This is a genomic window from Desulfothermus sp., assembly GCF_053993635.1.
On record NZ_JBMYBT010000029.1, the window covers coordinates 21,037 to 35,782 of the forward strand.

The 14,746-nt window shown below is 34.1% G+C and carries 15 protein-coding genes; 8 read left to right on the forward strand and 7 right to left on the reverse strand.

Translation table 11 applies throughout. The features are described 5' to 3' along the window. The 5 genes from ACY2V1_RS02300 to ACY2V1_RS02320 all read left to right on the forward strand — a co-directional run bounded on the left by ACY2V1_RS02300 (window position 1) and on the right by ACY2V1_RS02320 (window position 5,519). Window positions 1-744, forward strand: a complete 744-nt coding sequence (locus ACY2V1_RS02300) for a TIGR02186 family protein (RefSeq protein WP_461833181.1) — start codon at window positions 1-3, stop codon at window positions 742-744. Window positions 745-819: 75 nt separating this feature from the next. After that, the gene (locus ACY2V1_RS02305) at window positions 820-3,396 is read left to right on the forward strand and encodes a PEP/pyruvate-binding domain-containing protein (RefSeq protein ID WP_461833182.1); all 2,577 of its coding nucleotides are present in this window, start codon (window positions 820-822) and stop codon (window positions 3,394-3,396) included. Window positions 3,397-3,416: 20 nt separating this feature from the next. Next, window positions 3,417-3,812: a response regulator gene (locus ACY2V1_RS02310; RefSeq protein WP_461833183.1), complete on the forward strand. Its 396-nt coding sequence runs from the start codon at window positions 3,417-3,419 to the stop codon at window positions 3,810-3,812. A gap of 21 nt (window positions 3,813-3,833) precedes the next feature. Next, window positions 3,834-4,634 carry a hypothetical protein gene (locus ACY2V1_RS02315; protein ID WP_461833184.1) on the forward strand — a complete coding sequence of 267 codons (801 nt, stop codon included), beginning with the start codon at window positions 3,834-3,836 and terminating at the stop codon, window positions 4,632-4,634. A gap of 27 nt (window positions 4,635-4,661) precedes the next feature. Further along, window positions 4,662-5,519 (forward strand): universal stress protein, encoded by an 858-nt coding sequence (locus ACY2V1_RS02320; protein ID WP_461833185.1) that lies wholly within the window; start codon window positions 4,662-4,664, stop codon window positions 5,517-5,519. A 45-nt stretch (window positions 5,520-5,564) separates the two neighbouring features. Here ACY2V1_RS02320 and ACY2V1_RS02325 read toward each other — a convergent pair whose 3' ends face one another. The 6 genes from ACY2V1_RS02325 to ACY2V1_RS02350 all read right to left on the reverse strand — a co-directional run bounded on the left by ACY2V1_RS02325 (window position 5,565) and on the right by ACY2V1_RS02350 (window position 9,742). Beyond that, entirely contained in the window at window positions 5,565-6,461 is an 897-nt protein-coding gene (locus ACY2V1_RS02325) for an AAA family ATPase (RefSeq protein ID WP_461833186.1), read from the reverse strand. Continuing rightward, window positions 6,461-6,877: a hypothetical protein gene (locus tag ACY2V1_RS02330; RefSeq protein WP_461833187.1), complete on the reverse strand. Its 417-nt coding sequence runs from the start codon at window positions 6,875-6,877 to the stop codon at window positions 6,461-6,463. Before ACY2V1_RS02330 ends, ACY2V1_RS02325 begins: the two co-directional genes overlap by 1 nt. 66 nt (window positions 6,878-6,943) lie before the next feature. Next, window positions 6,944-7,354 carry a PilZ domain-containing protein gene (locus ACY2V1_RS02335; RefSeq protein ID WP_461833188.1) on the reverse strand — a complete coding sequence of 137 codons (411 nt, stop codon included), beginning with the start codon at window positions 7,352-7,354 and terminating at the stop codon, window positions 6,944-6,946. A gap of 16 nt (window positions 7,355-7,370) precedes the next feature. Continuing rightward, window positions 7,371-7,808 (reverse strand): NIL domain-containing protein, encoded by a 438-nt coding sequence (locus ACY2V1_RS02340; protein WP_461833189.1) that lies wholly within the window; start codon window positions 7,806-7,808, stop codon window positions 7,371-7,373. Window positions 7,809-7,827: 19 nt separating this feature from the next. After that, a complete protein-coding gene (locus ACY2V1_RS02345) occupies window positions 7,828-8,556 on the reverse strand; it encodes a UPF0280 family protein (RefSeq protein ID WP_461833190.1) in 729 nt (242 codons plus the stop codon). Beyond that, window positions 8,543-9,742, reverse strand: a complete 1,200-nt coding sequence (locus ACY2V1_RS02350) for a homocysteine biosynthesis protein (RefSeq protein WP_461833191.1) — start codon at window positions 9,740-9,742, stop codon at window positions 8,543-8,545. Before ACY2V1_RS02350 ends, ACY2V1_RS02345 begins: the two co-directional genes overlap by 14 nt. Window positions 9,743-9,956: 214 nt before the next feature. On the opposite strand from ACY2V1_RS02350, the gene ACY2V1_RS02355 reads away from it, so the two are divergent. The 3 genes from ACY2V1_RS02355 (at window position 9,957) to ACY2V1_RS02365 (ending at window position 13,947) form a co-directional block, all read left to right on the forward strand. Continuing rightward, window positions 9,957-10,982 carry an FAD:protein FMN transferase gene (locus ACY2V1_RS02355; protein WP_461833192.1) on the forward strand — a complete coding sequence of 342 codons (1,026 nt, stop codon included), beginning with the start codon at window positions 9,957-9,959 and terminating at the stop codon, window positions 10,980-10,982. 82 nt (window positions 10,983-11,064) lie between these two features. Beyond that, on the forward strand, window positions 11,065-12,138 hold the full coding sequence (locus ACY2V1_RS02360) for a PAS domain S-box protein (protein WP_461833193.1): 1,074 nt from the start codon (window positions 11,065-11,067) through the stop codon (window positions 12,136-12,138). An 84-nt stretch (window positions 12,139-12,222) separates the two neighbouring features. After that, window positions 12,223-13,947, forward strand: coding sequence for an ArsB/NhaD family transporter (locus ACY2V1_RS02365; RefSeq protein ID WP_461833194.1), 1,725 nt, complete (start codon window positions 12,223-12,225; stop codon window positions 13,945-13,947). Window positions 13,948-14,002: 55 nt separating this feature from the next. Here the strand turns inward: ACY2V1_RS02365 and ACY2V1_RS02370 are convergent, their stop codons facing one another. Beyond that, entirely contained in the window at window positions 14,003-14,614 is a 612-nt protein-coding gene (locus ACY2V1_RS02370; RefSeq protein ID WP_461833195.1) for an L-threonylcarbamoyladenylate synthase, read from the reverse strand. Window positions 14,615-14,746 lie beyond the last annotated feature (132 nt).

A 14,746-nucleotide genomic window follows, 5' to 3' on the forward strand; every position in this document is an offset into this window, starting at 1 on the left:
ATGAAATTAAAATATCTTTATATAATTTTAATAGGCTGTTTTATAATTGCATCTAAAAATGTCCTGGCATTTACACATTCTCCTGAAACAATATTGATAGGTGCTCAGTATAATGGAGCAAAATTACATATATCAGGAGATATTCTTAAAGATAAAGATGTCATAGTAGAAATAAAAGGAAGTGAGAAGGATGCTCATTTTAAACAAAAAGGAAAAGTATGGGGTATATTCTGGATGACCGTGGGACACCTAACATTCAAACACGCTCCTTCTGTGTACATGTTATATGTCCCATCTAATCTATCAAATCTTATACACAATTTAGGCCTTGGATATAAGAATGTATTGTCAAAAATAGAAATAGAACCAACTCCTGACACAAAATACCAAATTCTAGCGGATTTTTTAAAATTAAAAGAAAAAGAAGGGCTATATCAGATAAATAAAAATGGAGTTAGGTATGTTGAAAAGGGAGATGAAAAAAAATTTAGGTGCGAGATATCTATACCCCCTAAGATGCCACCAGGAAAATATGAAATAGTTGTATATACTCTAAACAATAAGCATCAAATAGAGAATATAGAAAAGGATTCTTTTGAAGTGAAGTTAACTGGATTTCCAAAATTTATATCCGATATGGCCTTCAATCACAGTTTAATTTATGGTATTTTAGCCGTAATTATAGCAATATTAGCTGGTTTTGTAATGGGATTTATATTTAAAGATAAGGGTGGAGCCCATTAATCAACTTGAGTTTTACCAGAGACGCATAGATTTATGCGTCTCTGGTAAAATTTAATAAATAGGGAGTGGTCGAATATGGGATGGTCATTAAAAAATATCTTCAACTTATTTAGAAGAACCAAAAAAATTAGCTTTCATGAATTATTCGACCACTTTCAGCAACTTATTAAAGAAAATAATCTTTCCCTTGAGATCATCGCTGATATGGGAGAAAAATTAAGTGGAGAATATATCTTTGACAGACATTACATAAAAACTAGTTCTCTGAAACTAGCTGACAGCATTTATAAAATGATTTATCACTTAGAAGCTATGGCCCCAGGGAAATATTCTCGGCTTCTACCAGTGTATGCAAAAATCAGGTCTAATATAGAAGAAGAATTAAAAGGCAACATAATTATTCCAGAAGGAAATTATGTACTTCCTTATGATAAAATTAACGATGAATATGAAGACGCAGTTGGTGGTAAAAATGCCCATTTAGGAGTTATAAAAAATCTACTCACAATTAACATACCAGATGGTTTTGCAATCACAACCAAAGGTTTTTTAAAAATAGTAAAAGAATCTAATGTAGCAGGTGAAATTTCAGATATAATTAATAAATGGGAAAAAGGATATATTGAAACATCTTGCGCATCAAAGAAAATACAAGACCTTATATTAAATATTGAGTTGCCTAAGGAACTGGTAGATGAAGTAAATCAAAATATCAACAAATTAAAAAAACGGTACAAAAATACGGCTCTATATTTTGCCATTAGGAGCAGCTGTATTGGAGAAGATAGTGAACATTCCTTTGCCGGCATCTATGAGAGTTATCTAGGAGTTCCACCTAAAGATATCTTTGATAAATATAAAGAGGTTATAGCAAGTACTTATTCAGAAAGGGCTATGGAATATAGAAAAAATAAAGGGTTCTTAGAATCAGAAATTGCCATGGCAGTGGGATGTCAAAAGATGGTCCAGCCAAAGGTAAGCGGAGTGATGTACACTTTAGATCCTTTTAATCCCGAACAGGAAAGATCTGTAATTGCATCCACTTATGGTCTTGGAGAAGGCCTGGTCTCAGGAAAAAGGGCTGGAGATAAATTCTATGTTTCCAGGACATGTCCCCATGAGTTAATTGGTATGGATATAACTTATAAAAAAAATATGTCCCAATTAAATCTCGATACAGGTAAAATAGAACGAATGGACGTTCCAGATAAGGATAGAGACAAACCATGTCTTACTAATGAACAAATAAAAAAATTGGCTCAAATAGGAATGAGATTGGAAAAATATTTTAAACATCCCCAGGACATAGAATTTGCTTTTGACATGGAAAACAACCTGATAATTCTTCAAACCAGACAACTTTCCATAGACCAAAAAAAAATACAATTTAAATGTGACTTAGATTCAATAAAAAAAAGATTTGAAGTTATATTATCAGGCCAGGGAGAGATTGTACAAGAAGGCATTGCAATAGGAGAGGTATATAAAATAACTTCTGTGGAAGACTTAGAGAACGTACCAGATGAATGTATATTGGTTGCAACTTTTTCTTCCCCTTTACTTGCCAAGGCAATAAAAAAGGTAAATGGCATTATCACAGATATTGGCTCACCCATTGGACACTTATCTACAATTGCCAGGGAATTTAGAATACCAATGATAATCAATACTAAAAAGGCTACCAAGATATTACAAAATGGACAAAAGATTACTTTAAATGCAACTGATAACGTGATTTATAATGGTTATTTAAAAGAGCTATGTTATTATGAATTTAATGAGGAAAAATTTGAAGAAACAAAGGAATATAGACTACTTAAAAGGATCTATAAGAGAATTTCACCACTTAATTTAGTAGATCCCACAGGAAATGATTTTAGACCTGAAAATTGTAAAACATTTCATGATATCATAAGATATATCCACGAAAAGGCGGTTCAAGAATTAATTGATCAGAATTGTTATACAGACCCTAAGCTTAGCAGTGCTGCAGTAAAATTAAAGCTGGATATTCCCTTAGACTTAATAGTGATTGATATTAGTGAAAATGCTATTATTAAACCCAGGCAATTACATGTAAATAATCTATCTTCTATGCCTCTTAAGTATTTTATCAAAGGGGTATGTAGTGAAAATGTATGGTCTTCTTCACCAGTTGGTATTGGATTTAAAAGTTTTATGTCCAGCATGAATAAAACTTTTGCCTTTGATGTTGCAGACCCAAAATTTATTGGACAAAATCTAGCTGTAGTTTCAAAAGAATATGCAAACATAAGTTTGAGACTGGGTTACCATTTCACCATGATAGATACTATTGCATCAGATGATCCCAATAGTAACTATATTTACTTCAGGTTTTTCGGAGGCGTATCAGAAAATGTAAAAAGGGCAAGGAGGGCACGTCTCATAGGACGGATTTTAACAGAACAGGACTTTTTAACAGACATAAAAGGAGACTTAGTTGTTGGACGTCTAAAGGGAATGGCAAAGGAAGAAACACTGGAAAAAATTATGGTACTTGGAATCTTGGTTGCCTTTACTAGACAGCTTGATGTCCAAATGACAGATGATAAGACAGTAGATTATTTTGCCAAGGAGTTTCACAAGATTTTATTACAACACAAATTAGGCAATAGTGAAATTAATTTATAAAAAAAGAGGGGGATATCATTATGAATAACCAACAAATGTCAATATTAATACTAGATGATGAACCAATTGTAACCAAACGCCTTAAACCTTCTTTGGAAAAAAAAGGATACTATGTTGAGACATTTACAAGGAGTATTGATGCCATTACCAGATTTAAACAAAGACCATTTGATATTGTGATAACAGACTTAAAGATGGAAGGGATTGATGGAATGGAATTTCTAACTGAAGTAAAAGAAATGAGACCTGAAACTGAAGTCATAGTCATAACTGGATTTGCCACTATGGACACAGCAAAAGAATCATTTCAAAAAGGGGTATTAGACTTTTTAGCCAAGCCCTTTAGACTTAGCGAAATACATGAAGCTGTGGCTAAGGCAGAGAAAAAAATCAAAGAAAAAAAGACAAAGAATTAATCCAAACAAAGGAAGGTGAATATGAATGTCTTAATTTTTATCGAAAATAACCTGGCATCGAGCATAAGTTTAAGATATATATGCAAACAATCTCAAAAGGTTTCAATGTTTATTCAACCCATCCATGTGGAAGAACCTACTCAAGGACACTTCCAGTTTGGCGCCGGATGGGTGAGGAAGACCTGGGAGAGGACCCTTGTTGATACCACCAAGGACGAAATAGAGACATTCCTAAAGGCAGAAGCAGGTAACTGCAGGGGCCTAACCAAGGTCAAGATATTAGTAGGAGACAAGGAAAAAGAATTACAAAAAGAGATTGAAGGCGGTTTTTACGACCTTTTTGTAATGGGTCATTTGTCTTCATTTGATTCTAGCATGTTCTATGAGCTCATTAAGGGTTCTTTTTTGAAAAAATTAAGCACCCCTGTATTACTTGTTAAAAACCTTACTCCATTTGAAAAAGTCCATATTCTTCTAGATGAATATATGGATATAGAAAAGTTAATCCCCTTTTACCTTAAATTGTACGAAAATGCCCAGGTAAATGTCTCTCTAGTATATTACAAATTTTCAGAAAATAAAGAAGTTAATATTAATGATGGTTCAGAAAACAAAAAGATCCAGTTAGCCAAAGAATTATTAATGGACAAGGGTATATCTCCTGCTGAGATATTGGAAATTGAGGGAAGTCCTGAGGTAGTTGGGGATAGGCTTAAGAGTAGTGGAATGGTTGTATCTATGCTTAATAAAAAAGGAAGAAAGAGGCCAATTAGTGATGTTCTTGCCTCCACTCCAGTTCCTGTTTTAATAATCTGGGATTAAACCTTATCTTATTTTAGGAGGATTTTTATGAGAATTTTAGTAGCTGTAGATACAAATCCATATAGTTCCTATGTGGTCAATGAAGTAGGTAAAATGGCAATAAATACTTGGTCAGATATTACCTTGCTGGGAATATTAGACCCTAAAAAATCAACAAGCAAAGTAGAAGAGAGTGATCTGGCAAAATCTCTTTTGGACTTTAGAGAAATAATAACTTCCTATTATCCCAAAGGGGAATGTCCATATTCAAGGGAAGAAATTAAATCCTTTTCTCAAATTAAAGATGATGTCTATGTGGCAACTGGTAAAGGTGGATTAAAGACTCTAAAAATAGTAATTAGAAAAGGCATAAATCCAGTCCAGGAAATTTTAAATCAGGCTGATGAGGATGAATCTACTCTTATAGTGCTGGGATGTAATAAGACAAATAAGTGCAAATGGGATGATATGGATGTTCCTTCTAAGGTAGCAAATCAGGCATCGTGTTCTGTATTAGTTGTAAAGGAAAACAAGACCCCAAAACAAATTGTTTGTTGCCTTGATCAGGAATATATTACCCAAAATTCACTTGAACTTATAAACCAGATGGTGACACTTTATAATGCTGAATTAAAAATCGTGGGAGTTGCTGAAGGTGAATCCCTGAAGATGAAAGTAGAAAATACCATGAAAAATCTGTTTATGTACTATCTAAAACAGGATATTCCCTTGTGGCTGGAGGTTATAAACTCATCTGTTTTCCCTAATTTTGTAAATCAGATGTCACAGGATAACTTGGTAGCAATATGGCTTGGCCCAAAGTCTTTTTTGAAAAAATTCTTTCCAGATGAAAAAATAACTACACTAATCAGTGATGCCCCATCTTCTGTTCTCTTACTAAGATAAATAGCCAATGGGCTAGATGCCCTTGGCTATTTATTGTTCAAAAAATCAATCAAATAAATCAGGATTATTAGATATCCTTTTTACAAGTTCTCGATAATCTTTAGCTCCTTTGCTCCCTGGTGCGTATTCAAAGATAGTCTTACCGTACATAGGTGCCTGAGATAGCAGGTTATTATATCTAATGGGCTCACATATTTTATCTGGATATAGGGACTTTAATTTTTCCAGCATGGCCATGGTCTTTTTCTTCACCCTGAGGTCAAAAAAAGTAGGGACTATATACTTAATCTCAAATTCAGGTCTATATTTTTGAATCCCTGCAATGGTCTTTAAAAAATTGGCTAGGGCCTGAATAGTCATAATCTCTAGGGAAACAGGTATAAGTGCCTCCTCTATATAGAACATAACATTTACAGACAAAGCGTCCCAACCAGGAGAGGTATCTACAATTACATAATCAAAATCTAAATGTATCCTTGCAAGTGCTTCAGAGAGGGTCCTCTCTCCACCAAAATACTCCCTATCGATCAATCGCTTCACCCCTGCCAGCCCTTTACCACCAGCTAAAAGGTATAAATTTTCCCTGGCTCTATACAAACATTTTTCCGCCGGTAGTTCTTCTAATACCAGTTCTGTTAGCCCTGCTGGTGGTTTTACTCCGAGTAAAAAACTACATTGTCCCTGGGTATCTGTATCTACTAAAAGCACCCTGTACCCTCCAAGGGCAAGGCCAGCAGCAATGTTCACAGCTGTTGTTGTCTTTCCCACTCCACCTTTACTTATACACACACCTATCTTTCTAACAGAACTGTCATTTTGTTTTAAATTTAATGTAAATCTATGGCCACAAAGCTTACACCTTGCAACCTTAGGAGTAATAGGCACTTTTTCCTTGGGGATCTTGTGTTTGTGTTTACATTTTGGACATTCAATAATAACCATTAATCTTTCTCCACGTTTTTAAGAAAAAGCCGTCTAAATAAAAAACTTTCTTCACCTTTAGCGGCAAAATCACTTAGCAGCAACTCAAGGGCCAAATTAACTATCTTTGACTTTGTTACCCTTTTTTTAGAAAAGTCTTTTTTAGATTGCTTTATTTGCTTTAACTTATCTTCTGCTTTATTTAAAAGAGATATTAATTCCTGCCTCAAATAATAGGTTCTTTTAATAATTTTCTTTTTTTTACGAGATGTTATTTCACATATCTTTTTCTTATTTTTAAGTTCTTTCCCCTGAATATCTGAAGCCAAATCTTCAATAAAATCCAATAGGTCTTTTGCTTCCTTTGAATCCCCATTTGTCGCTGTTAAAAGCTCTTCTAAAAGATTTTTTTTATCATTGGACATCTGTTTTTCCATCCAAGTAAAAACACCTAGTTATAAATACAAGTTGTCATCAATCACGAGGCAAAACGAACTAGATATTTATATGTTTCCCCTTAATATTTCATCCCGTAATCTTTTTACATACATTATATAATTTTCCTTCTGTCTTTGTTCTGAAAAAGATTCTATTTTTATTCCAACTCCAAAAGAATCTAAATCTATTTTCTCAATATACTTAACTACACCTACACCATTTATTTCGTAATTGTCAAAAAATAATTTAAAATCTATTTTGATATTTGTATTTATATCATCAATATCTCTCAGCACTATCTGAAATCCATGGGAGGATAAATTTAAAATTTTATAAGAGTTACCACTAATGTAAACTTCAACATCATCTTTTGGTTGTACCCTATATTCTTTTCTAAAACCAACTTTATTATCTAAAACCCTCTCCAAAGGAGAACCATCTGGATTTATTTCTTCAAATTCAATATATTCTTCCATATTTATTTCCTTTAAATTAAGTTAGTTCCATGTCTATAGATGCTGTTTTCACTGCCCCTACAGGACAAACCAACTCGCATTGTCCACAAGCCACACAGTGCTCTGCTGAAAATAAAATCTTGGCACTGTTAGCATCATAAAATAAGGCATCAGCTCTACACACTGCAAGACATGCACCGCAATGTACACAAATATCTTCATCCCTTTTGATTTTTTCAGCAAGAATTTCTACCTTTACCCCTTCATCTACAAGATATTTAACCCCTTTTTCAATTTGTTCTTCTGTACCCATGAGCTGTAGAATAAGCCTCCCCTCCTGACGGGGGAATATCTTTGCCTCTAATACATTAAATATTATTCTGAAATCTGCTGCAAGCTTGTAAATTACAGGATTATACATAACATCTTTGCTAAAAATCAATAATACATTCTTTTTTATATTTTTCTCACCCATAACTCAAATCTCTCTTTTTTTATATTTCACAAAGTTCAATTATGCCCTTTGCCCCGATTACATCCTTATATATGGCGAGTACTCCTAACACTCCTGGTATTGACATAGCATAAGAGATAGCATTTTCTATATCGCTTCTGGATTTTATCCTATTTGCTCCTGCCGTTGCAACTGCATCAGCTAGTGCAGTATCCTTTGAAATTACAGTAAATCCATCAGCTCTCCCAAAGCTTAAGGAATGACCAACACTACCAGAGGAAGTACACACCCCAACAGGGGATATACCTGATGAAATTTTAAGCCCAATCTTACCTGAAAAAGGAGAATCTCCTGCAAAAACAGTCATTTTGACCTCTTTTTTCACATTTATGTATATATCCCCCCCATTTTCAACTATGACCTCCTCACTCTTTTTTGAAAGTTCTTCACCAATAATGTGGGCAATAGCCCCAGCTACAGCAGCCATTGGACCAACACCGGCCTTTTTAGATGCATCATACATAATCTTCACAACTCTTTGAATATTTGAAAATTTTGGTGAGATAGGTTTAAGCGAGGTCAAAAATTCAGGATATCTTTTTATTTCTGTTTCTATATCTTTTCTCAATTTAATGAGCTTTTTTTTGACAAAAGAAGAAAAATTCCCTTTTGTCCTGATATATAAATCAGAAGATTCTATTTTTACCCTGTAGGTATCCCACCTATTGGTAGAAGTAAAATCCCTATAAAATCTATCAACTATTAGCATCAATTGACCCCATAAATTCTACTGTGGGAAGGGGAAGTTGTGGAATACCTAAAGTAAATTTATTTTTTATAATCCACTCTTTTAATTTTGTTGCAATCTCCCTTGCCATAAAATAACTGGACAGAGGTGCTGTTGGTATTTCTTTTCCCATTACATTTATTTTTCCAGATCTAAGTTCCTCATAACTTACTTCTCCCAGGGATCTATCTATGGCATTGGGATAATCAATACCATAATCTACTACCTGACAATAGATATCTGCATCTGACTGACCTGTAAAATAAGCCATTTCTTCATTTATTATGGGGATTGGTATTCCAATGCCTACCATAAGAGAGCATCCATAGCCCAACATAGAAACTCCCCTAATATATCTTGGAGACATCTGTTTCATGTCGCCTGTAACAGCCAGGGTGCCAGCACCTTCTTTCACAATCCCATTTTCTCCCCTTAATACATTTGGATTGTGTTGAGTGCCTCTCCAGCTAACCACGCCAAGACCACCTCCCAAAAAAATCTTGGTGCCCACCCCAATTGTCCAGTAAAAAGGGTCGTTTAAAAGCGGACTCAGTTGTCCTGAAGTAGAATAGGTGGCATTTCCAAGATTTGGTCTCAAGACCCCCATATACGTGTATATGGTCTTTTTTGATAAATTTACAGCGCAGTTGTAATTTTGATACGCATTTCTTGGATTATACAAAAAAGCATCCCTTAGATCGTTTATTGTGACTACTGATTCATACTCTTTTAAAGGGTAACAATCAGTCCCATATGCCTTTACCTTTAATCTTACCTGTCTTCCTGCGATCAAGTCTTCAATCACATGTCCCCCACCATATTTAAACCTGCCAGGATGAACTTTATTTAAAGGGTCATCTTCCTGTACCTGGGCTGCTCCAATATAACAGTCAACTGCAGCTATGCCAGCATAGGCCTCCACATCATTTAACCACACCTTTGAGGCCTTAATTTTGGGCTTTGTGTGTCCAAAGTTTATAAAGGCTCCTGAAGAACACATGACCCCAAAGGTGCCAGTGGTAACTACATCTACTTTTTTAAATGCGTTTTTTATACCTTCAGATTTCACTATATCCACCATTTCTTCAGCAGTAACCACAACTGCCTTTCCCTCTTTTATTTTTTTGTTTATCTCTTCAATACTCCTTTTCACCTCAAAATTTCCCATATTCACACCTCTCTATCTCTAATTAGTGATTAATATTCCTATTCTAAAAAAATATCCTTAATAACACAATAAAAATTTGATAAGCCAAAATGCACACTCAAAGTCATAACTATTAAATACGATTATTTAATTTTTGATAATCTAATATTTCTTGACATGAAACTCAAATATAACTTAGATATCAAAAAAACATATAAATGTTGAGGATTGAATTATGATGAGAAAAAAATATACAAGAAGAGAATGCCTTAAAATCCTTGGATTTTTATCTATATCAAGTACAATACCATTCTTATCAGTAGAACCTGTATTTAGTAGTAACTTTTTGAAATTAAAAGAGATATCACGCACCCTGCCGCTCATGAACACCTATGTTACCATCACTATTTATGATGAATCCAGGGACAGGGCAATAGAAGCTCAATCCAAGGCCTTTTCCAGGATAAAACAACTCATAAAAATATTTAATAGATTCGATCCAAATAGTCATGTAGGTTTTCTTAATGAAAACAAAAAATTAAATGATGTTCCTTTTGAGCTTTATGACTTGCTATTAAAGGCAAAATCTATATCAAAATTATCTTCAAACAAATTTGATATCACAATCCTGCCTATTTTAGAATTAATAGAAGAGGAAGTAAAAATTCATGGACATTTTCCAGAAATCAAAGACATTGAAGAAGTCCTGCCCTATGTTGGTTGGGAAAATCTATCCATTTCCCCTAAAAAAATAACCATGGCAAAGGGAACAAAAATCACATTAGATGGTATAGCAAAGGGATATATTGTGGATCAGGCAGCAGAAGTTCTAAAAAGGTGCGGCATTAAACATGCCATAATAGATGCTGGTGGTGATATCAGGGCAATAGGAAACAAGGATGCACATAGGTCATGGAGGATAGGGATTGAAGACCCAGATATGGAAAAAAAATATATTCAAATCATCAATCTTTCCAACCTTGCTATTGCCACATCTGGGAATTATAGAAATTTTTTCACATCGTCCAAAAAATTATTTCATATAATTGATAAAGAAATGGCCGTATCTCCACAAAGGACAGTTAGTTGCAGCGTTATAGCCAAAACCGCTTGTACTGCTGATGGCCTGGCAACAGGACTTTTCTGCCTCAGTCCTGAAAAATCAGTTCAGATCGCAAACGAACTAAATATACCTCTATTTACTGTTGCCCACGGAAAAAGATTCTTTAAATCCTATTCTTGGACAAAATTTAGTACTTAAAAATAATCCGCAAAATAAAATATATAAGGGGCTTGCAGCCCCTTTTATATGACAAATAAGAAAGGGAGCAATATATAATTTTATGGAAAAAACGCATAATATAAAAAAGCTGGAATTAAGACCTCAGCTAAATACTAAAATAGTATCCCAACTTTTTAAACACTCACCTATTGGTATATACATCATTGCCAAAAGACAATTTAAGTATGTAAATCCCCAATTTGAAAAAATAACAGGATATACATTTAATGAATTAAAAAATATATTGCCCACAGATCTAATATGTGAAGAAAATAAAGAGAAAGTTAGGAAGTATGCAATTTCCATGTTAAAAGGCAATAGGGATAAACCTTTTTTAAATAAAATAATAGATAAAAATGGTAAAACAAAATACATCTTAGAAAGTGTATGTTCTATTTTATATAATGGAGAAGAATCAATCTTAGGATTTTTCTTAGACAATACAGAAGAAGAACTTATAAAAGAGCAGTTAAAGAAATCTGAAGAAAAGTTTGAAAAGGCATTTCAATTATCTCCAGATTGGATTGTGATATCTACCCTAAACAGAGGAATATATCTTGAAGTAAATGCTGCTTTTTTAGAAACCACAGGCTACAGCAGAGAAGAAGTCATTGGAAAAAGTTCCATTGATCTTGGGATATGGGCAGATCCCAAACAAAGAGACGATCTTCAGGAAATCTTAAAAAAATACGGAAAAATATGTAATGCAGAAGTACAATTTAGAAGAAAAGATGGCTCAATAATCGATGTATTATGGTCAGCACACAAGATCAAATATGACAGTAGAGATTGTATAATTGCAGTTGCAAGAGATGTAACTGATTTAAAAAAAGCTGCCCAGGAAAAACTAATGAGGGAAAAATTGCAAGGGGTATTAGAAATGGCTGGTGCCACCTGCCATGAAATGAATCAGCCACTTCAAAATATTCTACTTATATTAGAAGAAATTTTAGACGAAAACCCCAACAATAAAAACTGTCTGGCTCTAAAAAAACAAGTAGAGAGGATAAAAGAAATAACATTAAAACTTGAGAACATCACCCATTATTCAACAAGGGAGTATGTAAAGGGAGTAAAAATAATAGATATAGATAAATCATCATCCTATTGTAGGATCAATGGAAAATTTAGTTAAGCATTAATAATAGACTCTTGACAGAGAGAAAATTTCCAAATAGGAGCAATTTTTCAAAATTTTCCAAACAGGTAGGAGGAGAACATGAAAAAGACCATTTTAGTTCTGTTGGTAGTGTTAATCTCTTCTTCATTGGCCATGGCTAGTCATGAACACGTGAGCCCACCTAAACATCCAGACAAGGATGCTATCTATGTAAACCTAGCAGGAATCATAAAAAATACCCATGGCGAGCCAGTTGGAGAAGCAGAAGTAAAGGTATTTTTAGGCGATAAGATGATGGATGAGCTTGAAACTGCTGAAAATGGAAAATTCTTATCAAGATTTTTTATATCAAAAGAGGAGCAAAAATCCTTACACATAAAACTGGAGATATCCAAGGCCAGTTACAAAACTGAAATATTAAAATTGGATCCCCAAAATCTGGCCATGAAAGATAAAAATATATACTTTAGCGGTGATATTATCCTAAAAAGGGTTATAGGACCTGCATTCTGGGTATCTGCTGGTGTTTTCTTTCTGGTCTATGTAATAATTGGTTTTGAGTTGCTCCACAGGACAATAGCAGCCATGCTTGGTGCAGCAACAATGTTAATTTTGTCATACACAATAGGAACTTTTAACCCTGAATATCATATCCTCTCTTATGAAGCTGCAATAGCCTCTATTGATATGAATGTTATATTCCTGCTTATGGGAATGATGATAATAATTGGCGTACTTAAACATACTGGTATCTTTCAATGGTGCGCCTATAAGTCATACAGTCTGGCAAGGGGAAATTTCTTTTTGTTGTCTATAATTCTCATGTTCTTTACTGCTTTCACTTCTGCATTTTTAGACAATGTAACTACCATGCTCCTTTTAACTGGTGTTGCCATTGAGATATGCGTGGCGCTCAATATAAATCCACTTTATCTATTAATTCCATTAGTAATGGCATCGAATATTGGGGGTACAGCAACACTTATTGGTGATCCACCAAATATCTTGATTGGTTCTTATGCAGGACTTAGCTTTGTAAAATTTGTTGAGGCCCTGGCACCCATATGTCTCGTTTGTATGGTAGTACTTATTGTATATACCAAATTCATATGGGGCAAAGAATTTGCCAAGGCAAAGATAGAAAATGTGGACGAATTTATTTTAAAGTTAAAAGAAAAATATAAAATAACTGACGCCAAGCTCCTTAGCTATGGTGGAGGGGTTTTGGCCTTTGTTATCTTTCTATTTTTAACTGAATCAATTTGGCATATGGAAGTTTCAGTAGCAGCGCTATTTGGTGCAGCTGTTTTGGTAACAATAGCTATAATTATGGACAAAATTGATCTAATTGAGCTTATTGAAAAAGACATTGAGTGGCCAACCCTTATGTTCTTTATATTCCTTTTTATGTTGGTTTCTGCTGTTGAATCAACAGGTCTTCTAGATCTAATTGCAGACTGGATCTTAAAATTGTCAAAGGGCAATTTTGTAGCTGCCTGTACTTTTATCCTGTGGGTTGCCGCTATTATGTCTGCATTTGTGGACAATATCCCTTTTACAGCTACTATGTTGCCAATTGTAGGTTATCTCTCAAACGTGATTCCAGAAGCCCACAACACTCTGTGGTGGGCACTTGCCTTAGGTGCCTGTTTTGGAGGAAATGGAACTATAATAGGCGCATCAGCAAATGTTGTAACAATTGGTATTGCTGAATCAAAAGGTTATAGGACTACTTTTATGGGATTTATGAAAGTGGCATTCCCCTACATGATAATAACCATAGCAATCTCTGAGGCATGGCTCTTAATTGTACGTCCAGGATAAGATAAAAAAACTCCATTAAAAACATAAAAAGGAGGACTTTTAAGTCCTCCTTTTTTTATTTTATATCCAGACCAGCTTTTTTTAAATCATTAATAGAAATAGCCCCTGGTCTAATTATCTGTATGGTTTTATTTCCAATAAACTTTACAATTGTAGAAGGTTTCATCCCTGAAGGTTCTGGATATAGATTAATTGCCATATCTACCTTACTCAAAAGCCCTTTTTCAATTTCATCAAACAATCTAGGTGATGGTTTGCCAGAGAAATTTGCACTGGTTGCAACTAGAGGATATCCTGAACAAAGACATAAGTCCCTGGCAACAGGATGGGAGGTAAGCCTTATACACACATAACCTTCTTTGTTAACAACTCCTTTGGGCAAATTGGTTTTTCCAGAAAACAATATTGAGAGAGGACCTGGCCAAAATTTATCCAAAATTAAGTCTAAGGGCATGTTATCTGTTGTATTTACCAACATCTTAAGTTGTAATATGTCTCCAATCATAATTGGTAATACTTTTTGAATAGATCTATTTTTTATTTCAAAGATTTTCTTTATAGCATCTTGATTAAGAGCATTTGTGCCAAGTCCATACAAGGTCTCAGTTGGAAATATGATAACTCCTCCTTTTTTAATAATTTCTACGGCCCTATCTATGATCGTCAAAAGTGACCTCCATTTTATTTTAATTTTGGCAAAAATCTTGCTTTTTAAAATTAAAACAAATAGAATCAGGAAATAAATTCCTAACAAAAAAACCTTACCTTATTAAAAGGAGAGGACATGGATAAAATTAAT

Excerpts from the sequence above, each read along its gene's own strand:
- ACY2V1_RS02305 (WP_461833182.1), top strand. The coding sequence starts at position 820 with ATGGGATGGTCATTAAAAAATATCTTCAACTTATTTAGAAGAACCAAA.
- ACY2V1_RS02350 (WP_461833191.1), bottom strand. The coding sequence starts at position 9,742 with ATGGGAAATTTTGAGGTGAAAAGGAGTATTGAAGAGATAAACAAAAAA.
- ACY2V1_RS02340 (WP_461833189.1), bottom strand. The coding sequence starts at position 7,808 with ATGGGTGAGAAAAATATAAAAAAGAATGTATTATTGATTTTTAGCAAA.
- ACY2V1_RS02355 (WP_461833192.1), top strand. The coding sequence starts at position 9,957 with ATGATGAGAAAAAAATATACAAGAAGAGAATGCCTTAAAATCCTTGGA.
- ACY2V1_RS02300 (WP_461833181.1), top strand. The coding sequence starts at position 1 with ATGAAATTAAAATATCTTTATATAATTTTAATAGGCTGTTTTATAATT.
- ACY2V1_RS02330 (WP_461833187.1), bottom strand. The coding sequence starts at position 6,877 with ATGGAAAAACAGATGTCCAATGATAAAAAAAATCTTTTAGAAGAGCTT.
- ACY2V1_RS02325 (WP_461833186.1), bottom strand. The coding sequence starts at position 6,461 with ATGGTTATTATTGAATGTCCAAAATGTAAACACAAACACAAGATCCCC.
- ACY2V1_RS02310 (WP_461833183.1), top strand. The coding sequence starts at position 3,417 with ATGAATAACCAACAAATGTCAATATTAATACTAGATGATGAACCAATT.
- ACY2V1_RS02315 (WP_461833184.1), top strand. The coding sequence starts at position 3,834 with ATGAATGTCTTAATTTTTATCGAAAATAACCTGGCATCGAGCATAAGT.
- ACY2V1_RS02345 (WP_461833190.1), bottom strand. The coding sequence starts at position 8,556 with ATGCTAATAGTTGATAGATTTTATAGGGATTTTACTTCTACCAATAGG.
- ACY2V1_RS02365 (WP_461833194.1), top strand. The coding sequence starts at position 12,223 with ATGAAAAAGACCATTTTAGTTCTGTTGGTAGTGTTAATCTCTTCTTCA.
- ACY2V1_RS02320 (WP_461833185.1), top strand. The coding sequence starts at position 4,662 with ATGAGAATTTTAGTAGCTGTAGATACAAATCCATATAGTTCCTATGTG.
- ACY2V1_RS02335 (WP_461833188.1), bottom strand. The coding sequence starts at position 7,354 with ATGGAAGAATATATTGAATTTGAAGAAATAAATCCAGATGGTTCTCCT.
- ACY2V1_RS02360 (WP_461833193.1), top strand. The coding sequence starts at position 11,065 with ATGGAAAAAACGCATAATATAAAAAAGCTGGAATTAAGACCTCAGCTA.